This window comes from Streptomyces sp. SYP-A7185, from assembly GCF_046103685.1.
Taxonomy (GTDB): Bacteria; Actinomycetota; Actinomycetes; order Streptomycetales; family Streptomycetaceae; genus Streptomyces.
Genome location: NZ_CP122310.1, coordinates 7,335,326 through 7,358,031, shown reverse-complemented (window position 1 = coordinate 7,358,031; position 22,706 = coordinate 7,335,326). Strand labels below are relative to the sequence as shown.

15 protein-coding genes are annotated in these 22,706 nt (G+C 72.8%); 4 read left to right on the top strand and 11 right to left on the bottom strand.

All coding sequences use genetic code 11. The annotated features are described in order from the left end of the window. Positions 1-80: 80 nt before the first annotated feature. Together QBL25_RS32250 and QBL25_RS32245 are read right to left on the bottom strand one after the other, a co-directional pair. Complete coding sequence (locus tag QBL25_RS32250) at positions 81-743, bottom strand: response regulator (protein WP_409060469.1); 663 nt, start codon at positions 741-743, stop codon at positions 81-83. Next, a complete protein-coding gene (locus tag QBL25_RS32245; RefSeq protein ID WP_409060468.1) occupies positions 740-1,981 on the bottom strand; it encodes a sensor histidine kinase in 1,242 nt (413 codons plus the stop codon). Before QBL25_RS32245 ends, QBL25_RS32250 begins: the two co-directional genes overlap by 4 nt. Before the next feature lie 135 nt (positions 1,982-2,116). Between QBL25_RS32245 and QBL25_RS32240 the strand changes: the two genes are divergently transcribed. Together QBL25_RS32240 and QBL25_RS32235 are read left to right on the top strand one after the other, a co-directional pair. Then, a complete protein-coding gene (locus tag QBL25_RS32240) occupies positions 2,117-3,202 on the top strand; it encodes an ABC transporter permease (RefSeq protein WP_409060467.1) in 1,086 nt (361 codons plus the stop codon). After that, positions 3,199-3,894, top strand: a complete 696-nt coding sequence (locus QBL25_RS32235) for an ABC transporter ATP-binding protein (protein WP_409060466.1) — start codon at positions 3,199-3,201, stop codon at positions 3,892-3,894. Before QBL25_RS32240 ends, QBL25_RS32235 begins: the two co-directional genes overlap by 4 nt. A gap of 109 nt (positions 3,895-4,003) precedes the next feature. Here the strand turns inward: QBL25_RS32235 and QBL25_RS32230 are convergent, their stop codons facing one another. Next, positions 4,004-4,318: a DUF5955 family protein gene (locus QBL25_RS32230; RefSeq protein WP_409060465.1), complete on the bottom strand. Its 315-nt coding sequence runs from the start codon at positions 4,316-4,318 to the stop codon at positions 4,004-4,006. A gap of 198 nt (positions 4,319-4,516) precedes the next feature. Here QBL25_RS32230 and QBL25_RS32225 point away from each other — a divergent pair, with 198 nt between their 5' ends. Together QBL25_RS32225 and aceB are read left to right on the top strand one after the other, a co-directional pair. Further along, a complete protein-coding gene (locus tag QBL25_RS32225; RefSeq protein ID WP_409060464.1) occupies positions 4,517-5,134 on the top strand; it encodes an NTP transferase domain-containing protein in 618 nt (205 codons plus the stop codon). A 225-nt stretch (positions 5,135-5,359) separates the two neighbouring features. Beyond that, complete coding sequence (gene aceB, locus QBL25_RS32220) at positions 5,360-6,979, top strand: malate synthase A (RefSeq protein ID WP_409060463.1); 1,620 nt, start codon at positions 5,360-5,362, stop codon at positions 6,977-6,979. A gap of 129 nt (positions 6,980-7,108) precedes the next feature. On the opposite strand, the gene QBL25_RS32215 is transcribed toward aceB, so the two are convergent. From QBL25_RS32215 to QBL25_RS32180, 8 genes are all read right to left on the bottom strand, one after another. Beyond that, a complete protein-coding gene (locus QBL25_RS32215; protein ID WP_409060462.1) occupies positions 7,109-8,014 on the bottom strand; it encodes a HipA family kinase in 906 nt (301 codons plus the stop codon). Between the two features lie 9 nt (positions 8,015-8,023). Then, the gene (locus QBL25_RS32210) at positions 8,024-9,565 is read right to left on the bottom strand and encodes a cytochrome P450 (RefSeq protein ID WP_409060461.1); all 1,542 of its coding nucleotides are present in this window, start codon (positions 9,563-9,565) and stop codon (positions 8,024-8,026) included. Continuing rightward, a complete protein-coding gene (locus tag QBL25_RS32205; RefSeq protein ID WP_409060460.1) occupies positions 9,562-10,485 on the bottom strand; it encodes an SDR family NAD(P)-dependent oxidoreductase in 924 nt (307 codons plus the stop codon). The genes QBL25_RS32210 and QBL25_RS32205 overlap by 4 nt, the downstream gene beginning before the upstream one ends. A gap of 116 nt (positions 10,486-10,601) precedes the next feature. Next, positions 10,602-11,021 (bottom strand): ester cyclase, encoded by a 420-nt coding sequence (locus QBL25_RS32200; protein WP_409060459.1) that lies wholly within the window; start codon positions 11,019-11,021, stop codon positions 10,602-10,604. Between the two features lie 106 nt (positions 11,022-11,127). Beyond that, positions 11,128-13,533 (bottom strand): KR domain-containing protein, encoded by a 2,406-nt coding sequence (locus tag QBL25_RS32195; RefSeq protein ID WP_409060458.1) that lies wholly within the window; start codon positions 13,531-13,533, stop codon positions 11,128-11,130. A 19-nt stretch (positions 13,534-13,552) separates the two neighbouring features. After that, positions 13,553-19,648, bottom strand: a complete 6,096-nt coding sequence (locus QBL25_RS32190) for an SDR family oxidoreductase (RefSeq protein ID WP_409060457.1) — start codon at positions 19,646-19,648, stop codon at positions 13,553-13,555. 54 nt (positions 19,649-19,702) lie between these two features. Beyond that, on the bottom strand, positions 19,703-21,214 hold the full coding sequence (locus QBL25_RS32185; protein ID WP_409060456.1) for an acyltransferase domain-containing protein: 1,512 nt from the start codon (positions 21,212-21,214) through the stop codon (positions 19,703-19,705). 94 nt (positions 21,215-21,308) lie between these two features. Then, complete coding sequence (locus QBL25_RS32180) at positions 21,309-22,661, bottom strand: NAD(P)/FAD-dependent oxidoreductase (protein ID WP_409060455.1); 1,353 nt, start codon at positions 22,659-22,661, stop codon at positions 21,309-21,311. Positions 22,662-22,706: the final 45 nt, after the last annotated feature.

Here is a 22,706-nt window from a genome sequence, read left to right as displayed (position 1 = left end):
CACCGGCTCCGCCGCGTTCGTGTGCGCGCGCCGGACCGGCCGGTCATCCGGCCCGTCCGGCGCTTCCCGGGTCCGGGGAGCTACCCCGCCCCGCCCCTGATCAGCCCGCGCCCCGTGGCCACCGCGACCGCCGCCGTGCGCGAGTCGACCCCCAACTTCGCGTAGATGTGCACCAGGTGGGACTTCACGGTGGCCTGGCTCAGGAACAGCCGCCTGCTGATCTGGAGGTTGGACAGCCCCTCCCGCACCAGCCTGAGCACCTCGAGCTCCCGCCCGGTCAGAGCCTCCCCCGGCGCCCGCATCCGGTCCATCAGCCGGTGCGCGATCGCGGGGGCCAGCGCGGACTGCCCCGCGGCGGCGGTCCGCACCGCCGCGGCCAGCTCCTCCGGCGGCGCGTCCTTCAGGAGATAGCCCGCCGCCCCCGCCTCGACCGCGGCGAGGATGTCGGCGTCCGTGTCGTACGTCGTCAGGACGAGCACCCGGGGCGCTCCCGGCTCGGCGGTGATCGCGGCCGTGGCCTGCGCCCCGTGCATCCCCGCCCCGAACTGGAGATCCATCAGGACGACGTCGAAGCCACCGGTCGCGGCCAGCGACACCGCGGCCTCGGCCGACGCCGCCTCCCCCGCGACGGCGAAGTCCGGCTCGGTGTCGAGGACCGCGCGCAGCCCCGCCCGTACGACGGGGTGGTCGTCGGCCAGGAGCAGCCTGATGGGCTCCGTGGGCTCCGCGGCCCCGGCGCTCACGGCGCCACCGCCGTCGGCAGCGGCAGCGTGACCGCGACGGCCGTCCCGTGCCCCGGCGCCGACTCGACGCTCAGCGTCCCGCCCAGCGACCGGGCCCGCGCCCGCATGGCGGGCAGTCCGAAGCCTCCGTCGTGCCCGCCCGTCCCGCCGCCGCGAGGTACGGACGCCGGGTCGAAGCCCCTGCCGTCGTCGACCACGTCCAGGGAGACCGAGGTGTCCATGAAGCTGAGCGTGATCTCGGCGCGTCCGGCGCCCGCGTGCCGCACGGTGTTCGCCAGGGCGGACTGCGCGGTGCGCAACAGCGCCACCTCGTACGGGGTGGGCAGCTCGGTGGGTGTGCCGCTCACCGTGAACTGGACGTCGACCCGCGCGCCGTCCGAGCCGGGCGACGCGGACGCGGAGAGGCGCTCCAGCGCTCCGGCCAGCGAGCCGTGCGCCAGGTCGGGCGGGCTCAGCGCCCGCACGAAGCGGCGCGCCTCCGCGAGGTTGTCCTGCGCGGCGGCGCGGGCCTGCTCGACGTGCGGCGCGGCGGGCGAGCCCGCGGGCAGCGCGCGTTGCGCGGCGCGCAGCAGGAGCTGGATGGAGGAGAGGCCCTGCGCGAGCGTGTCGTGGATCTCGCGCGCCAGGCGCTCGCGCTCGGCGAGGGTGCCCGCGGTGCGCTCGGCGGCGGCGAGTTCGGCCCGCGTGGCCATGAGTTCGTCGATCAGCCGCCGGCGCCGCTCGCTCTCCCGGTACAGCGCCTCGTAGCCGAGGACGGTGGCGACCGCCATGGCCGCGCCGAGCAGGGGACCGATGAAGCTGCCGGGCGACAGGGGCGAGCCGTGCAGCACGAAGCTGGCGATGGCCGCGGCGGCGGTCAGCGCGACGGCGGGCAGGGCCCAGCGCACGGGCAGCAGGTGCAGCTGGAGGAAGTACAGGGGGAAGGCCGTCCAGAGTCCGTCCGGCGACAGGACCAGCAGCGCCGCCCAGCACACGCCGAGCGCCGTGAGCCAGACCGCCGCCGCGCGCCGGGACCGGGCCACGGCCGGGGTGAGCGTGCCCGCCGCGTAGACGCCGCCCATGACGGCCACGGCCGCCACGACGGCGCCGGCGTGCGGCGCGCCGTCGGCCACGGCCCGTACGGCGGCGAGCGCGAGCAGCCCGGCGAGCAGCGCGTGCAGGCACAGCCGCAGGGCGAGGGCGACGGGGGTGGTCCGGTGCGACCCGGCGGGGGTCTTCGGAGCTGGGGAGGTGTTCATCGGACCTTCCAGCGTAGGCGGACCCGGTCCGCGCCCCCTCAACCGAAAGGTTGAAAGCGGGCTCCCTCCTTCGATCCGGGTGAAGCGTGCTGTGGCGCGATGCCGTGGGGCGGGGCCCGGACGGAGGGTGGGGTCATGTTCGTCGCATGGAGAGACCTTCGGTTCGCCAAGGGGCGGTTCGCCCTGATGGGAGCCGTCGTCGTACTCATCACTCTGCTCGTGGGGCTGCTTTCCGGGCTCACCGCCGGGCTGGCCAGGGAGAACACCTCCGCCATCACCGGCCTCCCGGCCGACCACCTCGCCTTCGCCGCGCCGCCCTCCGGCCAGTCGGCCTCCTTCACCGGCTCCCAGCTGGAACAGCGCGCCTGGGAGAGCTGGGCGGACCGGCCCGGCGTACGGTCCGCCCAGCCCATCGGCATCAGCCCGCTCAACGCCACGGCGGGTGACCGCTCGGCCGCCGTGTCCGCCTTCGGCGTGGAGCCGGACTCCGGGATCGCGCCCTCGGGCGTCGCGCCGGGTGAGGCCGTGCTCTCGGAGAAGGCCGCGGCGGACCTCGGCGTCGGCCCCGGGGACACGGTGCGGCTGGGCGGGAGCGGGGTCCGGGAGCGGGTCGCCCGGGTCGCGTCGGACGCCTCGTACAGCCACACCCCCGTGGTGTGGACCGCGCTCGACGACTGGCAGTCGCTCGGCCACCGGTGGACGTCGGCGCAGGACCAGGCGACGGTCGTCGCGCTGCGGACGGACGGCCGGGCCGATCTCGCGGCCGGGGACGAGGCGGCGGGCACGGAGACGAAGCCGCTCGACGACGCGCTCACGGCCATCGGCTCCTACCAGGCGGAGAACGGTTCGCTCCAGCTCATGCGCGGCTTCCTCTTCGTGATCTCCGCGCTCGTCATAGGGGCGTTCTTCACGGTGTGGACGATCCAGCGTGCCGGTGACATCGCCGTGCTGAAGGCGCTGGGCGCGTCCACCCCGTATCTGCTCGGGGACGCGCTGGGGCAGGCGGTGCTGATGCTGGCCGCCGGGACGGCCCTGGGGACGGGGGTCGCGGCACTGGTCGGCGCCGCGATCGGTGGCGGTGACGTGCCGTTCGTCCTCGATCCGCCGACCGTGCTGTGGCCCGCCGCCGTGATGATCGCCCTCGGGGCGGTGGGCGCGGGCCTGTCCGTGCGGCGGATCACCGCCGTGGATCCGCTGACCGCGCTGGGGAGTGCCCGATGAGTCTGTGCCTCGAAGACATCACGCTGACGTATCCGGACGGGGAGGGCAGGCTCACGGCGCTCGACGGCGTCGGCCTCGACGTCCCCGCGGGGACCCTGACGGCGGTCGTCGGCCCGTCCGGCTCCGGGAAGTCCAGCCTGCTCGCGGTGGCGGCGACGCTGGTGACGCCGGACCTGGGGCGGGTCCTGGTGGGCGGTACGGAGACGGGGTCCTTGTCTCCGGCGGAACGCTCCGAGCTGCGGCGCGAGAAGCTGGGCATCGTCTTCCAGCAGCCGAACCTGCTGGCGTCGCTGACGGCGCTCGAACAGGTGGAGCTGATGGCGCGGCTGGCCGGCCGGGGGCGTTCCGCCGCGGGCCGGACCCGGGCGCGGGCCCGGGAGCTCCTCGGCACGGTGGGCCTCGCGGACCTCGCCCACCGCCGCCCGCACCAGCTCTCGGGCGGCCAGCGCCAGCGGGTCGGCATCGCGAGGGCGCTGATGAACGCCCCCGCGGTCCTCCTGGTGGACGAACCGACCAGCGCCCTGGACCACGAACGGGGCGCGGCGGTCCTGGGCCTCCTGACCGCCCTCACCCGCGAACGCGCCACGGCGACGATCCTGGTCACCCACGACCACTCCCACGTGACGTCCGCGGACCGGGTGGTGGAGATGGTGGACGGGAGGCTGGGAGAACTGCACGCGTCCGGGGCGTGAGGGCCGGGCCGGCCGGGCTGGCCGGCCCGGCAGCGCACGTACGCGGCGGCGGCCTCCGCCGGTGACCGGCAAGAGCAGGCGGCTCGCGTCTGCCGCGTGGCTCTGCCCGCTACCTGGGGCCCGGTTCTCCGAAGAGTTCCACCGCGCCGCGGACCGCCGCCAGGCCCGTCGCGAGGGCGCTCACCGAGCCGATCGCGCCTGCCACCAGGAGCAGGGAGCGGCGCAGCCTCGGCACCTCCGGGGTGCCGCTCAGGGCCATCGCGGCCAGCGCGGCCAGTTCCTCCTCGGCGATGCCCCGGTCGGGGAACTCGACCGGGTGCGTGGCCAGCTCGCGGCGCAGCCGGGACACCGCCGTGCCCAACTCCGCCACGCGCGGATCCTCTTCGCTGCCGGTCACTTGCCTCTGCCCCACGCTCCGCAACACAGCTCTCCCCCTCGCGCGACGTCCGTGCGCGTCTTCTCGTGCAGATCTTTCTGCCCCGTACGGCGTTGGTCAGACACCGGAGGGACGCGGGTCAGTAAACGCCACGGGAAGCAGGACGCGCCACTTTCTGGCCGGAAGACACCGCCTCCGAAGACGCGAGATCGCGACCCCGGGAGCAGGGTGCGGTATGCAGGAGCCATGACGAATCCGATGATCGCCGGACTCCTCCTCGCCGCGGGCGGCGGGAGACGCCTCGGCGGCCGGCCCAAGGCGCTCCTCGATCACCGGGGGCGGCCCCTCGTCGAGCACGCCGTCCGCGTCCTGCGCGAGGGCGGCTGCACACGCGTGCACGTCGTCCTGGGCGCGGACGCCGACGTCGTACGGGAGAAGGCCTCGCTCCCCGGCTGCGTCCTGGTCGACAACCCCGACTGGGCCGAGGGCATGGGCTCGTCGCTGCGGGCCGGGCTGGACTCATTGCGCGAGCACGACCACGAGCACCACGACGACCCCGGCGCCGACGCCGCACTCGTCTCGCTCGTCGACCAGCCCGGCATCGGCCCCGCCGCCATCGCCCGCGTGTACGCCGCCTACCGCTCCCCCGCCACCCTCGCGGCCGCCGCGTACGACGGCGAGCGCGGCCACCCCGTGCTCTTCGGCGCGGACCACTGGGCGGGCATCGCGGCGAGTGCCGTCGGGGACCGCGGGGCACGCGCCTATCTGAAGGAGCACGCGCGCGACGTCACCCGCGTCGAGTGCGGTGACGTGGCGCAGGCGTACGACATCGACACGCCCGCCGACCTGTTCCACCTTGAGTGACCGTGATGGCACTCAGCGACACGTTCTGTCGACGAAGAGAATCTCGACATCAACAGACGATTGAACTTCCACTATGAGGAAACTAGTATCCACTGTTCAGAAGCACCCGTTCCCTCAAGTGGGGCCCACGGCCGTATCTCGGCTCCGGTGGCACTGAGTGTCACTGCGAATGCCCGGCGGTCGCCGCGCACCACCTGTGAAGCTCGCTGAAGGAAGTGACAGCTCATGTCCGCACCAGCGCAGTCCCCGCTGGCCATCGTCGACGCGGAGCCTCTGCCGCGGCAGGAGGAGGTCCTCACCGACGCGGCCCTCGCCTTTGTGGCCGAGCTGCACCGGCTCTTCACGCCGCGCCGTGACGAGCTCCTCACCCGCCGCTCCGAGCGCCGCGCCGAGATCGCGAGCACCTCCACGCTCGACTTCCTTCCCGAGACCGCGGCCATCCGCGCGGACGACTCCTGGAAGGTGGCCCCGGCCCCGGCCGCCCTGAACGACCGCCGCGTCGAGATCACCGGGCCGACCGACCGGAAGATGACCATCAACGCCCTGAACTCGGGCGCCAAGGTCTGGCTCGCGGACTTCGAGGACGCTTCGGCGCCCACCTGGGAAAACGTGATCCTGGGCCAGCTCAACCTCACCGACGCCTACGAGCGCCGCATCGACTTCACGGACGACCGCAGCGGCAAGTCGTACTCCCTCAAGGACGCGGACGAGCTCGCCACCGTCGTCATGCGCCCGCGCGGCTGGCACCTGGACGAGCGCCACCTGCAGTTCGAGGGCACCCCGATCCCCGGCGCGCTCGTCGACTTCGGCCTGTACTTCTTCCACAACGCCAAGCGCCTCATCGAGCTCGGCAAGGGCCCGTACTTCTACCTGCCGAAGACCGAGTCGTACCTGGAGGCCCGCCTCTGGAACGACATCTTCGTCTTCGCCCAGGACTACGTCGGCATCCCGCAGGGCACCGTCCGCGCCACGGTCCTCATCGAGACGATCACCGCCGCGTACGAGATGGAGGAGATCCTCTACGAGCTGCGCGACCACGCCTCCGGCCTGAACGCCGGCCGCTGGGACTACCTCTTCTCCATCGTCAAGAACTTCCGTGACGGCGGCTCGAAGTTCGTCCTGCCGGACCGCAACCTCGTGACGATGACCGCCCCGTTCATGCGGGCGTACACCGAACTCCTCGTCCGCACCTGCCACAAGCGCGGCGCGCACGCGATCGGCGGTATGGCCGCGTTCATCCCGTCCCGCAAGGACGCGGAGGTCAACAAGGTCGCCTTCGAGAAGGTCAAGAACGACAAGGACCGCGAGGCCGGCGACGGCTTCGACGGCTCCTGGGTCGCGCACCCGGACCTGGTCCCGATCGCGATGAAGTCGTTCGACGCGGTCCTGGGCGAGAAGCCCAACCAGAAGGACCGCCTGCGCGAGGACGTGCGGGTCGCCCCCGGCGATCTCATCGCCATCGACTCCCTCGACGCGAAGCCCACGTACGACGGCCTGGTCAACGCCGTCCAGGTCGGCATCCGCTACATCGAGGCGTGGCTGCGGGGCCTGGGCGCCGTCGCCATCTTCAACCTCATGGAGGACGCGGCCACCGCCGAGATCTCGCGCTCGCAGATCTGGCAGTGGATCAACGCCGGCGTCGTCTTCGAGAACGGCAAGACCGCCACCGCCGACCTCGCCCGTGAGGTGGCCGCCGGTGAACTGGCCGCCATCCGCGCCGAGATCGGCGAGGAGGCCTTCGCCGCCGGCAAGTGGCAGCAGGCCCACGACCTCCTCCTCCAGGTCTCCCTGGACGCGGACTACGCGGACTTCCTCACCCTCCCGGCGTACGAGCAGCTGCGCTGACGCTCGCGCGCAGCTGACCAGCTGACCCGAAGCCCCCGGCACCGCACAGCGCCGGGGGCTTCGTCACGTCAGGGACGCGCCCCGAAGGGGCGCGGGGAACTGCGCGCCCAGCCACGACCGGCCCGCACCCTAACCGAGATGCGAGGACCAGTCCTGCTCAGCCGCAGGCTTCCCGTGCAGGTCAGGGACCCGCTTGAGCCAGGCCGGACGCCCCCGCTCGGTGGCGGCGGCGCGCCGCGCGTCGGCGGCGGCAAGCTCGCCCCGGCTGGGAAAGTCCACCGGCAGCCAGGTGGCGGAGGCCCGCGCCCGGGCCAGCAGGAAGTCGACGTACGCCGTCCGCACCTCCTCGGGGGACCCGAAGCCCGGCTCGTCGGCGAGCCACGCGTCCGGCACGAGGGCGGCCACCTCACGGAGCATGTCCTCGGTGACGAGGGGCGCCAGCGCCGTGTCCGCGGCGCGGGTGTCCGGGCCGTAGACCCCCAGCGCGTGATGGCGGAAGTCGTAGACCTTGTCCGGCGCGGACGCGCCCCAGCGGTGGTGGAAGACCAGGGCCGCCCCGTGGTCGATGAGCCACAGCCGGGGCTTCTGCACGCCGAACGTGGGCCAGACCATCAGGTTCGAACTGTGCACCGTGCGGTCGACGTTCGCGGTGAGGGCGTCCAGCCACACCACCTTGCCCGCCTCCAGCGGGTCCACGTCCAGCGCCTCGGGGGTGAAGTCCACGGCGCCCGGCAGGAGGTCCATGCCGAGGTTGAGACCGGCGCTCGCGCGCAGCAGGTCCTGCACCTCCTGGTGCGGCTCGTCGGCCGCGACCGCCGGGTCGAAGTGGACCAGGACCAGCTCCGGGAAGCGCAGCCCCAGACGGCGGGCCAGCTCCCCCACGATGATCTCGGCGACCAGCGCCTTGGGACCCTGCGCCGCCCCGGTGAACTTCACGACGTAGGTGCCGAGGTCGTCGGCTTCGACGACACCGGGCACCGACCCGCCGGTCCGCAACGGGTTCACGTATCGGGTCGCTGTGACGTCTCTGAGCACGTCCCCAGGCTATACGGGACGTTCCCCCTCCCCCGAGGCGCCGGTCACCGGGCACCTCTGCGCGGCGGCCGGGCGGGGGTCCGTGCCGGCGTCGGCGGGCTCCTGCCGTGCCACCGCCGGGGCCGGGGTCGGGGCAGGGGCAGAGGCCGTGGTCGTGGCGGGGGCCACCGTCCGCTCCCGTGCCGTCACGCGCACCATGACGTCCTGGAGGGGACGCAGGGAGATCACCGGTGAGCCGTACTGGAGGGAGTGGCCCGGGATCATGCTCAGCTTGAAGCGCTGGTTGATCATCGTCACGATCGTCCGCAGTTCGAGCAGCGCCATGGTGTTGCCGATGCACTGCCGCGGCCCCGCGCCGAACGGGAAGTACGCCATGCGCGGGCGCTCCTTCACGGCCTGCGGGGTGAAGCGGTACGGGTCGAAGGCGAGCGGGTTGTCCCAGTGGAGCGGGTTGTGGTGGGACACGAGTGGGGAGAGCAGGATGGACGAGCCCGCCTCGATGTCGTAACCGCCCAGGGTGTCCGCCTCGACGGCGGCCCGGGGGAAGATCCAGATCGGCGGGTGCATCCGCAGGCTCTCGTCCACCACCATCTTGGTGTACGTGAGCGCGTCGGTGTTCCGCGTGTCCGGGAGGCCGCCGCCCAGGACCTGGGCGATCTCGGCGTCCAACTCCTCCTGCACGGGCGGGTGGTTGGCGATCGAGAGCAGCGTCCAGCACAGCGACACCGCGGTCGTCTCGTGTCCCGCGAGGTAGATGGTCAGGAGCTCGTCGCGCAGTTCCTGGTCGGTCCAGGGCTCGCCGGTGACGGGGTCGACGGCCTGTTCCATCAGGGAGATCAGCGAACCCTCGCCGGTGCGCGCGTACGTCTCGCGGACATCGGCGACGATCTTGTCGAAGACCCGGTGGATGCGGTCGATCTTGTGCTTGCGGTCCGTCGGCAGCCAGGACGGCAGCATCTCGGAGGGCGTGCCGCGCCGGAACATCACCTCGACCACGTCGTCGACGATGTGCTTGAGCACCTTGGACGAGGGCTTGATGTCGTAGGCGAAGAGCGAGCGGCTGAGGGTGATGAGGGTGAGCTTGAGCATCTCCGTCATCAGGTCGACGGGCTCGTCGCGCGCGGCCTTCGCCTCCCAGTCGTCGAGCATCTCGTTCGTCGCGGTGACGATGTTCGGGACGATGTCGGCGATGGCGTTCTTCTGGAACGCCGGCTGGACCGCGCGGCGGTGCCCGCGCCAGAACTCCCCGTCCGTGGTGAGCAGGCCCTTGCCCATGACGACGCTGAACTGCTCGTACAGCGGGCCGCGTATGTAGTTGCCGTTGTTCTTCACCAGGACCTGCTGCACCGCTTCGGGTCCGGTGACCTGATGGACCGTCATCGGGCCGAGCCGCATGCGCACGGTCTCGCCGTAGTCGCGCTGGAGGCCGAGCAGGAACTCGGCGGTGTTGCGGCGCCAGGAGCCGAGGCTGCCGAGCAGCGGGACTCCCTTGGGGCCGGGGGCACGGGCGGCACCGCGGGGCGTGGTGGCGGGGGCTTCGGTGGCGGTCATCGGCGGTCTCCTTCGTGGCGGGGCTGCGGGCGGGGCTGCGGGCTCGGCGACGCCCGGCGGGTCTCGTCGCGGGGCACCGGGAACGCCCGTCGCACGAAGAGGTTGTCGAAGACGACGTCCGGGGCGAAGCGGCGCAGGGCGAGGGTGCTGCGGGCGAGGAAGCCGACGGGGTAGCGGGCGGCCGGGCGTGCGCTGCGGACCGTGCGCTCCACCACCTTGGCGACGTCGTCGGCCTGGATGGCGAAGGTGCCGGCCAGGGAGCGGCGGCTGCCCGTGTAGATGGCGTCGAAGTACTCGGCCGTGCGGCGGCGGAACGCCTCGTAGTCCTGGCTCACGGGCTTGAAGTTGGCCACGTAGGTGGCGCCGAAGTCGGTCGTGCGCACCGGGCCCGGCTCGATGAGCACGACCCGTACGCCGAAGTCCGCGACCTCGAGGCGCAGGGCGTCGCTCAGTGCCTCGACCGCGTGCTTGGACGCCTGGTAGAAGCCGCCGCCCGGGACGGCGTAGCGGCCGAAGATCGACGAGATGTTGATGATGGTGCCGCGCCGCGCGGCCCGCATGGCGGGCAGCACCAGCTGGCTGAGGCGGGCGAGCCCGAAGACGTTGGTCTCGAACTGCCGCCGCATGTCTTCGAGTCCGACCTCCTCGACGACGCCCGACGTGGCGTATCCGGCGCTGTTGACCAGGGCGCCGACGGAACCGTGCTCGGCCTCGATGAGGTCGACGGCCTCACGCATGCTCTTCTCGTCGGTGACGTCCAGGCGCAGGGTCCGGATGCCTTCGGCCGCCAGGGCGTCGAGGGTTTCCGGCCTGCGTGCCGTGGCGTACACGATCAGGCCGGCGCGGTGCATCCGCAGGGCGCAGGCGCGGCCGATCCCGGAGGAACAACCGGTGATGAGCACGGGCAGGGATGTCGTCATCCCACTCTCCTCTTCTCTGCCCCGGTCATCGGGGTGATTCCCTGTGCGGGAGGGCGTTTTCGGGGCGGTGGGTCGCGCGCCGGCCCCGGCACCCGAGGGCGCCGGGGCCGGGGGTCTCAGCCCAGGGCGCCGAGCTGCTTGGCCAGTTCGAGGCCGTCGAGGGAGAACCAGCTCTCCACGATCTTGCCGTCCTTGAAGGCGTCGATCACGATGCCGCTGACGGCGAACTCGCGGCCGATGGCCGGCACGCCCTCGTAGGGCTCCCCGGTGTGGGTGCCGCGCGCGGTGAAGCGGCTGACGACCTTCTCGTCCTCCAGGATCCAGTCGTCGACCGTCACGTGCAGGTCGGGGAAGGACGCGCGCTGGAGGCGCACCCACTCCTTGAGGTGCTCGACGCCCTCCTTGCCGTTCGGGGCGGTGCCGTGGCTGATGTGGTCGTCACCGGCGCCCTCGTAGATCACGTCGAGGTTGCCCTTGTTCAGGCACTCCTCGTAGTAGCGCTCCAGAACGGCCTTGTTCTCCAGGAGGTTCGACATGTCTCGCCTTTCTCGGTCTGCGTGATGTGCGTGATTCATGTGGCGTACGGGATGTCCCCCGGCGTCCGTGCGGTGGACGTGCGCCGGGTGGCGCAGGGGTTTGCGGTCAGCCGTTTCCGACCGGACCGCGGGGGCCCGAGACGCTCATGACGGGCGCCTGGGACTCCGCGTTCTTGACCTTCCACACCCCGAGGGCCGTGTCGCCCTCGACGAGCGAGTCGCCGCGCTCCGCGGCGTGGAGGGCGATGCGGCCGAAGACCAGGGGGTCTCGCGCGACCGACACGCCCTCGCCCTGGCGGGCGCCGGCCCGCACCACGTTCTCCAGGGCGGAGAAGGGCACGACGGTCCGCGGCGCGTGGAGCGTCGCCCACAGGTCGTTGGGGACGCACGGCCGCACCACGGCGGTCAGGAGGCCGTCGGGCCCCTCCGACCAGTCGGCGGCGGGCACCACCGAGCCGCGCCAGCTCAGGAGCGGCGGGCCCGACCGCCAGACGGTGGTCGGCTTCACGTCGGGCCGCGACAGGACGGGAGCGCGGGTGCCGCCCGGTTCGTGGACGACCCGCAGGCTCGCCTCGGGCCCGTCCCCGGCGTCCGACGCCCGCCGGAAGCGCACGGTGACCACCCAAGTGTCCCCTTCGTGGGCGCCGCTCACCTCCCGTTCCCACACGGTCGGCCCGGCGTCGAGCCGCAGCAGGTCGAGCGGGACGACGACCTCCTCCAGGGAGCCCGCCCGCAGCGCGGGGAAGTCCTCGGGCACGATCCACTCCGCGCCGCGCACCGCGCTCTCCAGGAGGACGCTGACCGGGACCGCCGCCGTGCCGTCCACCAGGAAGTCGCCCAGGACGGGCGCCTTGGCACGGTCGAACGTCACCCGCGACACCATGCGCACGTGCGGCCGGTACGTCGTCACCTCCCCCAGGTGGAAGATGCGCGGGAAGGTGTCGGTGAACCCGGGCAGGTCGGGCACGACGGGGTAGTCGGTGGCCTGGCCGGGGCTCATCGCCCGGCCCAGGGGCCCCACGAAGGTGACCTCCCCCGACGAGCCCGCCCGCAGCTCGGCCTGCCACTTGGCGAGGCCCTCGGTGATGTCGATGGCCGCCATGTAGCGCAGCGTCGCCGAGAAGTTGGAGATGAGGCCGATGCGGTCCCAGGTCGGCCAGGCCAGTGTCATCACGGGGAAGTCCGCGCGGCGGTCGGCCCACCGGCCCAGGCGGGCCAGGCCTTCGTTGGCCGCCGCGTATTCGAGCTGGCCGACCATCCCGCCGAGCCGGCCGGTGAGGGAGCCGACGCTGCAGAAGAACTTCAGCGGGTGGCCCTGGAGTTGGCCGAAGAGGTTGAGGAAGCCGCCGATCTTGGTGCGGACGGTCCGCAGGATCTCCTCGTCGCTCTTCTTGGGCAGCCGCGCCGCCGTGTCCACGCCCGCGTTGTGCACGACGCCGGTCAGTGCGTCGCCCTCGCGCTCCACGAGGGCGCGCACCTGGTCCGGGTCGGTGAAGTCGCAGCGGGCGTAGTCGACGCGCAGCCCGCCGGACCTGGCTTCGGTGATGTTGGTGGACAGTTCCCACAGGCGGCGGGTGCGGGCGATGTCCCGGCGGATCTCCACCGGCGTCGCCCCCTGCCGCAGCCGCGCCCACACCTCCTTCTCGTATGCCTTGAGTTCGCTCTCCCCGGCGCCGAACCAGGGTTCGTCGCCGGTGGGGAAGTCCTCCCGGCCCGTCACCACGACCCGCAGGCCGTAGGTGGCGGCCAGCGAGCGGGCCAGTTCCCAGCCGATGCCCCGGCCGCCGCCCGAGATCAGCACGCAGTCGTCGGGCCCCAGCGGGACGGTGGGCCGTCCCGCCGGCCGGGCCACGGGGGTGAGGGTCAGCCGCTGCCCCGCGCGATGGCCGACCTCCAGCTCGCCGGGCCTGCCCAGTTCGGCGGCGACGATGCCCGGCAGGTCGGCCGCGTCGGCCAGGCTCGTGTCGACGACGCGGGCGTTGCAGTTGGGCAGTTCGCGGTGGAGCGTCTTGGCGAGCCCCGCCCAGATGCCGCCGAGCGGCTGCGTCATGTCGTCCTGCGGGTGGTGGCCCATGCCGCCGCCCAGGTACGTGACGGCCAGGTAGTACAGGCGCCGCGCGTCGGTCTCGGCGGACCAGTCGTCGTAGTGCTCGCGCAGCGCGGCCACCGTCTCCAGGAGCGGTTCGCGCCAGGTCTCCCCCTGGTCACCGGACGCACCGGCGCCCACCGTGAGGTCGACGATCGCGTCCACCGCTCCCCCGCCGGCCGCCGGGTGGCGACGTACGAGGGCTCCGTGGCCGGTCAGTTCGCGCTCCACGGCCGCGGCGGCCTGGCCGTCGCCGCCGACGAGCAGGACCCGCATCCCCGCGAGGCGCGCGGGGTCGGCGGCGGGCGCCGGATGAGCGGTGAGGTGCCACTCCATCCGGCTGACCGCCTGGACGGAGGCCGGGGCGTCGCCCGCGGGGCCGGGGACCGCCGGAGAGGGCGGCCGTTCGCGTACGGATGTCGTCATGCTGCGGTCTCCTCCCTGGTCAGTCACGGTCGGCCGCGACGGCTTCGCCGGTCCGGGCGTCGACATAGCCGATGAGCGTCGCCTGCATGTCCTTCATCTGGAGGAGCATCCGGCCGTCGGGCCGGGTCGCGACGAACCGGTTGTCGACCCGGTCGGCCGTCAGGTCGAAGCCGGGCGGGGTGGCGTACAGCTGGATGTCCTCGCCGGACCGGGACAGGGTCAGGTCGTTCGTCTCCTCGTACAGGTCGATGCGGCGGATCGACAGGGGCGCCGCGACGGGGATGAGGTGGCCGTCGACGAGGTCGAGGACCCCGACCCGGGCCAGACCGTCGAGCAGGATGCTCGGGACGGTGAACCGCGGCCACGTCGGGTCGTCGGCCGGCAGCGACAGGGCGTAGCGGCCCCGCTTGCCGTGCGGGTGGATGCGGGTGTCGGTGGTCGACACGAACGGCCCGGTGAGCTGCACCGGTGAGCCCGGCTGGTGGTAGGGGTCGGGCACGGGGGTGTCGTCGGCGGTGTCCCACGCCTCCCAGTGCGGGGCGGCGGAGAAGGAGTCGGCGAGCAGGACGCGGGCCGTGAAGTGCACCCGGTCCTTCTTGAGCACGACGCCCGCCGGGGACACCACGTCCTCGGTGATGCGCACCTCGACGGCGGTCGTGGAGCCGTCGGTCGACGCGATTTGCGCGTGCAGCCGCTTGGGGGCCGTCGGCAGGTCGCGGTAGACGCGCAGGAAGTGCTCGAACCGCAGGTCCTCGAAGGCGACGACGTGCTGGTCGGGGACCAGGTGCCGGGCGGCCTCCGCGGCCAGTTCGGTGACGAACGTACCCGGCAGGGTCGGCTCGCCGCGCACGGTGTGGTGCTCCAGATAGCCGTCGGTGTCCAGGTCGAAGCGGCACTCGAACGTGGCGGACGTCGCCGTCGACTCGACGAGGCGGCGCAGGAAGAAGCCGGGCTCGGAGGCGGCGGGAGCCGCGCTCCCGGCGGCCGGGTCCTCGGTGAGGTACCCGGGGTAGAACTCCTCGACCGTGGCGCGCTCGGCCTCTCCCAGGTGGACGAGCGAGGCCCGCCGCACGGGCGCGTGCAGTTCCTGCACGAAGTGGTGCACGCCCTCGGGGACGGCCATGCTGCTGTAGGAGCCGGCCCGTTCGTAGTACGCCTTGGTCAGTTCGTTGGCGCCCATGCCGACGCCGGCCCACAGCGTCCAGCCGATGGTGAACTCGTGGAGTTCCGAGGTGGCCGCCGCGTAGGTCGCCGCGGTGCCCAGGAAGTCGTTGGCCGACGCGTAGTCGGACTCGCCGAGCTGTCCGAAGTAGCCGAGCAGCGAACCGAAGTTGCACCACGTGCGGGGCGGGGTGTCGCGCAGCGCGTACTTGAGGTTCAGGTACGACTCGACCTTCAGGTCGCGGATCGAGGTGAACTCCCCGAAGTCCTTGTCCTTGATGAGCGCCGAGCGCTGGAGCCCGGCGGCGTTGACCAGGAGGTCGATGCGCCCGTGCTCCTGGAGGACCGCGCCGATGGCCTTCTCCACCTGGGCGCCGTCGCGCATGTCGCACTGCACGTAGGTGACCCGGCCCGCGCCGCTGTGCTCGGTCATCGCGTCGAGGTTGTGGCGGGCGTCCCTGGCGTTGAGCATCCGGTCGAAGGACTTGTTGAGGTCCGCGACCGAGGGGCCCTTGCCCGCGCTCTTGCCCTTGCCCTTCGGCTTGCCCTTGCCCTTGGTCCTGGCCTTGGCGAGTTCCGTCTTGATGTAGGCCGCCCGGCCCGCGGCGAACTCCTCGTCGCTGCCCTCGAAGACCGACGGCGGGTAGCTGTCCAGGTCGTTGCTGCCGAAGACGTGGATCCGGGGGCCGAACTCGGCGGCGACCGCCTTGAGCACCTCGGCGGTGATGCCCCGGGCGCCGCCCGCGACGACGACCACGGAGTCCCGGTCGAGCGCCGCCGGGGCGGTGGCCTCCAAGGCGACCGGCTCGTCGTGCAGACGGGGGGTGCGGCGCGTCCCGTCGGCGTCGACGACGACGGGGAAGGTGCGGTGCGCCCGGCTCTCCTCCTCCACGCGGCGCACTCCGTCGGCCACGTCGGTGGCCGAGGTGAGGAGCGCGAAGCTGGTGCTGTCGGTGAGTTCGCGCCCCGCGCTCTTGAGCAGGCCGGTGAACAGACCGGACCACGGGTGCGGGGTGCCGCCGGGCACCGCGTCGAGGAACAGCATGACGAGGGTGGACTCGGCGGTGGAGAGACCGGCGTGGGTCTGCTGGAGCGCCAGGTACGTCGTGTCGTGCAGGGCCAGCACCGGCGCCGAGCCCTCGGTCAGCGGCTGCCCCGCGGGCGCGGTCCGGCCGAGGTCCGCGAGGACCCGCAGGTGCGTGACCGGCCCGGTGTCCGCGAGGGCCGCGCGCACGGCGTCGGGGGTGGCATCGGGCAGGTGGTGCCAGCCGGGGCGGGGGGTGTCCAGCGGGGTGGTGGACAGCACGGTCAGCGAGGTGCCGGCGGCCACCGCATCGGCCAGTCGGCCGGGGGCGTCGGTGACGACCAGGGCGCCGTCCGGCAGGAACGCGATGGGCTCCCGCACCGGGCGGGCCGGGATCGCCTCCAGGACCGGGACCTGGCGCCGCACCCGCAGGGGCACGCCCTCCCCGGTGTGGGTGTCCGACACGAAGCCGGGCGGCAGGGTGCCGGTGACGGCGGTGCCTTCCGCGCGCCGCGCCGGGGCGGGCTCGGCGGGACCGGGGACGGTCAGGAGCAGCCGGGCGCCCGGTGCGCCGCCGGTCTGGTCGCAGGAGACCTCCACCGTGCCCGCGGGCCCGTGCAGGGCCTTCAGTACGGCGAGACCGCCGGCCGCGCCCAGGTAGCGGGCGTGCTCGGGCTCCGTGCACCGCACGGACTCCCGCTCGGACACGGCGCCGGACTGCTCGGCGGCGCTGCCGAGCGGCTCGTCGACGTACGCCAGGATCGGCAGGCCCTCGCGCTCGGCCCGCTCCTCGGTGGCGAGGGCGAACAGGAAGGCGCCCTCGGCGAGTTCCCGCTCGTGCTCCGGGAGCAGGTCGCCGATCAGGGTGCGGTACTCGGGCAGGCTGTTGCCGTTGATGCCGCCCGCGAGGGCGAAGTCCAGCTCGCCGGTGCGCAGATAGCGTCCGGCCGAGGTGATGGACGACAGCGCGGAGGCGAAGCCCGAGTCCATGGTCATGTTCGGGCCGTTGAGGTCGAAGTAGTTCGCCACCCGGGCCGAGATGATGTTGGGCATCTGGCCGGGGAAGGCGTCCTCGTTGGACTCCGGGATCATCGACCTGACCTGCTCGCCAAGGCGCTCGAGAACCTGTCCGGCGGCCGGCGAACCGGCCAGCGGCGATTCGGCGACGGCCTGCCCGATGTCGTCGAGGTAGCAGCGGTTGGCGTACAGCATCGCGGCGCGGGTCGGGCCCATGTGCCCGACGAACACACCGGTCTTGGCGGCCTGCTTGCCCCAGAACTCGGGCATCTGGTCGCGCAGCCGGTGGGCGCACTGAAGGATCATCAGCTGGCAGCGGTCCAGGGCCCTGATGGTCTTGGGGGGCAGCCGTACCTCGTTGAACGGCGGCGACGGGTAGGCGGCGCCGAAGGTGTCCAGCGGGGGCTTGCCGCCGGACAGCCAGCCCGACACCTCGTCGCGGTCCGTGAGACCGGGCAGGTGCGAGGACCAGCCGACGATGACGACCCGGCTGTCGGGGTCCGGCTTCTTGGTGGCGGGGATCGTCTCGGCGGGGGCCTCCGGCGCCTCGGCCCGGGGCACCTCCGCCTCCTGGACGCGCGGCTGGTTCTCGGCGACGATCAGGTGCGCGTTGGTCCCGCCGAAGCCGAAGCCGGACACGGCGGCGAGCCGGGGCCTGTCGTTGCGCCCGGACCACTCCACGGCCTCGGACGGGATGTCCAGCTGCGTGTCGGCGAGCCGGAAGTCGGCGCGCGGGTTGGTGAAGCGGAACTGCCCGGGGACGGTCCGCTTCTCCAGGCCCTTGAGGTTCTCGATGAGCGAGACGACACCGGCCGCCCAACCGGTGTGCCCGATCAGGGACTTGTTGGAGGTGACCGCCGTCGCCCGCGAGGTGCCGAAGTGCTCCCGCAGGGTGGAGAACTCCGCGAGGTCACCGGCGGGGGTGCCGGTGGCGTGCGCGTTGATCCAGTCGACGTCGTCGCCGTTGACGTCGCCGTTCTCCAGCGCGCGCCGCACGGCGAGGCTCTGGCCCGCCGAGTTCGGCGCGTAGATCGCCTTGCCCTTGCCGTCCGACGAGGAGCCGAACGCCCGCAGCACGCCCAGGACCTGGTCGCCGTCGGCCTGGGCCTTGCTCAGCCGCTTGAGCACGACGAGGGCGGCGCCGTCGGCGAAGATCACTCCGTCGGCCGCCTCGTCCAGGGCGTGCACCTTGCCGCTCTTGGACAGGCCCTGGAGCTTGGAGAAGAGGACGGTGCCGCGCGGTGCCAGGGCGAAGGCGCCGCCGCAGACCGCGATGTCCTGCTTGCCCATCAGGAGGCCCTTGGCGGCGATGTCGATGGCGTACAGCGAGGAGGAGCACGCGGTGTCGACCATGTGGAGCTCGGTGGACGGCGGCAGGATGCCCTCCATGGCCAGCTCGCCGACGCGGTGCGGCAGGAACCGCGAGGGGGTCTGGCCGCGGCGGCGGTAGCGGCCGGTGAGGGAGGTGTCGATGTCGCCGCGCAGCGCCTGCCGTTCGGCGTCGGGCAGGGCCAGGTCGTCGATGATGTCGTGCGTCATCCTGGTGACGCTGTCGAGGACGCCGGCCTCCTCCAGGTGCTGGCTGCCGTCGGGGGTGTAGCCGACGACGAAGGAGCAGTTGTCGGTGTCGCTGCGGCGCACCCCGTCGAGCGCCTGGACCAGGCTGTGGCGCAGCCACTGGGTGGTGAACTCCTGCTCGTCGGGGCTCCCCTCCATGCCGTCCAGGGCGCCCTCGGCGGGCTCGAACCCGGTGATGAACACGCAGTGGTCGGCGTACGCCTTGTCCTCGGCGGCGGTGTCCGGCGAGTGGAAGCGCTCGTGCTCCCAGCGGTCGGCGGGGACCTTGACGAACAGTTCGTCCCCCTCCATCCGGAGCTTCCAGAACTCCTCGGGGCTGTTCGCCCCCGCGACGGCCAGACCCATGCCGACGACGGCGATCGAGTCGTCGCCGAACTCGGCCTCGGTGATCCCGGTGGCGGGCTCCGCCAGAGCCACCGCCGCGGAAGCGACGTCGGCCGGCGCCGCCTCCGTGAGCGCCGCCTCCGTGAGCGACGTCTCCGTGGGCGACGTCTTCACGGGGGCCGTCTCGGCGGGAGTCGCCTCGGGCACGGACACTTCCGCCGCAGCCGCCTCCGCCGGAGGCGACAGCAGGGCCGCGCCCAGCGTGAGGCCGCCGTCGGCGAGGACGACCTGGCCGGTGATCCAGCGGGCGTCGTCGGAGGCGAGGAAGGCCACCACGGTGGCGAACTCCTCCGGCGTGCCCAGCCGCCCGAAGGGCGTGGCGCGGGCGATGACGTCCTGCATCCGGTCCGCGTCGGGGAACTTGTCGGCCACCTCGCTGCTCAGCATCGCGGCGGACGCGGTGTTGACCCGGATGCCCAGCGGCGCGAGCTCCACCGCCAGGTACCGCGACGCGGCCTCGGCCGCGGCCTTCGCCGGCGCGCAGGCCAGGTAGTTGGCCATCACCATCTGGGAGCCGCCGAGGGCGGAGACCGTGACGATCGAGCCGCCCCCGTCCCTGGCCATCAGGGGCGCGGCGGCACGCGCACAGCGAAGGCCGCCCTTGTAGTTGGTCTCGATGGCCTTGTCGAGGTGCGCGTCGGTGATCTCGTCGAGCGGCAGCAGCGCGCCGTCGGCGGCGCTGTTGACGAGGATGTCGAGCCGGCCGTGCAGCCGGTCGACCTCGGCGAACATCCGGTCGACCTGCTCCTGCCGGGCCACCGACGCACGGATCAGGTCGACCCGGTGGCCCTCGGCGGTCAGCTCGTCGCGGGTCGCCTTGGCCTGGTCGTGCGAATGGAAGTAGTTGAGGACGATCGAGGCGCCGCGCGTGGCGAGTTCACGCGCGATGGCCTTTCCTATCCCCTTCGATCCGCCGGTGACCAGGGCCACCTTGCCTGTGAGGTCTTTCATGGAACACGTGCCCTTCTGGAGCCGGGTGGACGAGCGGGAGCCGGGGGCGGGGGTTCAGCCCGCCGCGACGGCCTCCCGTCCGGAGAGCTCCGAGAGCACGAAGTCGACGATCTTGTCCATGGTGTTGTAGTTCTCCAGGCGGAACCCGGCCTCGCGCGTGGGCAGGCCGTACCGCTTGGAGGCGCGGGCCAGCAGCTCGACCTGCTTGACGGAGTCGACGCCCAGTTCGGCCTCCAGCTGCACGCCGTCCTCGAAGACCTCCTCGGGGTACTCGAGGGCCTCCGCGTACAGGGTCCGCAGCTCGGCGTGGATCTCGGCGCGGTCCGGGGCCCCGGCGGCCGGCGCGGACGGCGCCGGCTTCTCGGCCGGTGCGGAGTCCGCGGCGGGAGCGGAGGCGGCCGCGGGCGCGGGGGCCTGCGCGGCCGGCTTGGGGGTGAAGCCGGCGAGGTCGGCGGCGATGCGCCGCAGCACCTCGTCGCCGTGCTCGGTCCAGTACGCCTCGAACACGTCGGCGGAGACCGTGGGGGCGAGCAGTTCGGCGAGGCCCTGGGCCTCGGCCGCACCGGCGAGACCGGCGTCGCGCAGGATCCGCAGGGTGGCGTCCAGCGCGAGGCCGCCGTCGCCGTCGATCGCGAGCGACGGCAGGGCGCGGACGTCCGAACCCTTGGTCAGCCGGGTGACGAGCTTGGTCAGCGCGGCCCGCCCGCCCGCTTCCACGAACGTGGTGACACCGGCGGCCTGGAGGTGGCGCACCGCGGCAGCGAACCGCACCGGGGTGACGAAGTGCTCGGCGAGGCGGTCGGCCAGCGCGTCGTCGGGCTCGTAGTAGCGCTGGAGGATCGGCGAGTACACCAGGCGCTGGAGGGGGTGCTGGTCCAGCTTGCCGACGTAGGCGGCGAACTCGGGCACGGCCGGGGCGAGCGCCGGGGTGTGGAAGGGGAAGGGGGTGTCGATCTCGATGGCGCCGATGCCGAGCTGTCCGGCGATCGCGATGACCCGGTCGAGGACCTCGCCGGGGCCGCTCACCACGGTCTGCTCGTCGTGGTTCTCGGTCGCGACGGCGAGCAGCGGGTCGTCGAGCAGGTCAAGGAGGCGGCGGGCGCGGTCGGCGCCGGCCGAGAGCGCCACCATGCGGCCCTCCACGCCCTTCTGGCGCTGGATGACGGCCACGCGCTGGGCGACGATGCGCACCCCGTCCTCGACGGAGAACGCCCCGGCGGCGACCAGTGCGGTGATCTCACCGAGGCTGTGCCCGGCGAGGACGTCCGGGCGTACGCCCTGGGCGTCGAGGATCTCGTACGAGGCCAGACCGGCCGCGTAGATGGCCACCTGCGAGGCCCAGGCGTCGTCGTCGAGGAGTCCGCGCAGCTCGGCGCTCTGGTCCCCGAGGACCAAGTCGGTTATTCGGCGCGAGAACAGGTTCATGGTCTCCGCATCGATGCGCTCGAAGATGCGCTTGACCTGCGGGTACTTCCGCGCGGCACGACGCAGGGCTTCGCCGTCGAAGCCGCCTTGGCCAGGGAAGAGGAAGGTGGTGCGCAGGTCCGTCGAGGTGTGGACGGTCATGTCGTGCCTCCATGCTGGTGGTGCGGAATCGGAATGAGTACGTGCGATACGCGAGGTGCGCGAGGTACGTGAGGTGTGCGAGGTACGGCGGGCTTCAGGCGGCCAGGTACTGGCCCATGGGCCCGAGGTTCTTCGCCACGAGGCGGTCGGCCGTGCGGGTGGCGCCGGGGATGTGCCGGGGCGTTCCGCGGGCCAGCCAGCGCACCATGCGCAGCTTCCAGCCCGGGGCGGCGCCCGGCTCCAGGTGGTCGAGCAGGGCGTGGATGCTGGCCGGCGAGTAGAACTCGGCGGGGTGGACCATCGTGGCGAACATGCCGACCATCGCGCGGCCGTGCGTGGGGCTGCGGTGCATGGCCTGGATGAACGCCAGCTCCTCCCGCGAGTGGCTGGCGATCGTGGCGTGGTCGCGGGTGTAGAGGTAGTGGCCGGTGACCAGGGCGTCCCGGTCGCGGGCGTAGCCGGCCAGGGCGGTGTCCAGCGGTTCGGCGCCGGAGAGGCCCGATGCGATGGCGGCGGCCAGGAGTTCGGCGCCGCGCAGTCCGTCGGTGATCCCGGCGGCGGTGATCGGGTCGCGGGTGTAGCCGGCGTCCCCGGCCAGGGCCCAGCCGGGACCGTGCGACAGGCGCAGGAAGTTGGGCACGGAACCGGTCATCCAGCGGTCGACGCGCCGGGTCGAGCGCAGCAGCTCCGCCCGCTCGGGGTCCACCTCATCGAACGCGGAGATGACCGTGTGGTCGCGTTCCTCGTCGCTGGTGGCCTTGAAGTCGGCCACCGGCAGGGCCACGCCCACGATGGTCAGACCGTCGTGGGTCGGCCAGGTGAACGCGTGCTTGCCGTTGTGGCGGTAGGTGCGGACCCGCCCGTCGTGCGGCAGGCCTTCCCAGTAGGACCAGTGGCTCTTGTTGAGGACCGGGTGCGCGTCGTACTTGGGTGCGTCGAGGAGCCGGGCCAGGGTCGAGTTGGAGCCGTCGGCGCCGACGACGACATGGGCGTGCTCGATGACGGGGGTCCGGTCGGCGGTCTCGCCCCGCACGCCGGTGACCGTGCCGTCGTCGTCGGTGATCAGCTCGCGGACCGAGACGCCCGCGCGCAGTTCCGCCCCGGCCTTGACCGCGGCGTCGAGGAGGATCTGGTCGAGCTTGCTGCGCTCCGGCGAGTACGCCTCGCCGACGCCGTCCTCGGCGGGCAGCCGGGCCATCAGTTCCACCGGGCCGCTGCGCAGTCCGTACTCGGTGATGGGCGGGCAGCCGGTGGCCCGCAGCTCGTCGAGCAGGCCCCAGCGTTTGAGGCGCAGGATGCCGGGCGGGTGGACCAGGTTGGTCGCTGCCGCCTTGCCGCCGGGGAACACGGCCCGGTCGAGCAGCAGCACCTTGTGGCCGGCGCGGGAGAGCAGCATGGCCGTGGAGGCGCCGCTGATCCGTGCGCCGACAATGATTGCGTCGTACATCTCGACTCCTGCCGCTGGCTGGTCGACTGTGGGCGGTTGCGTGCG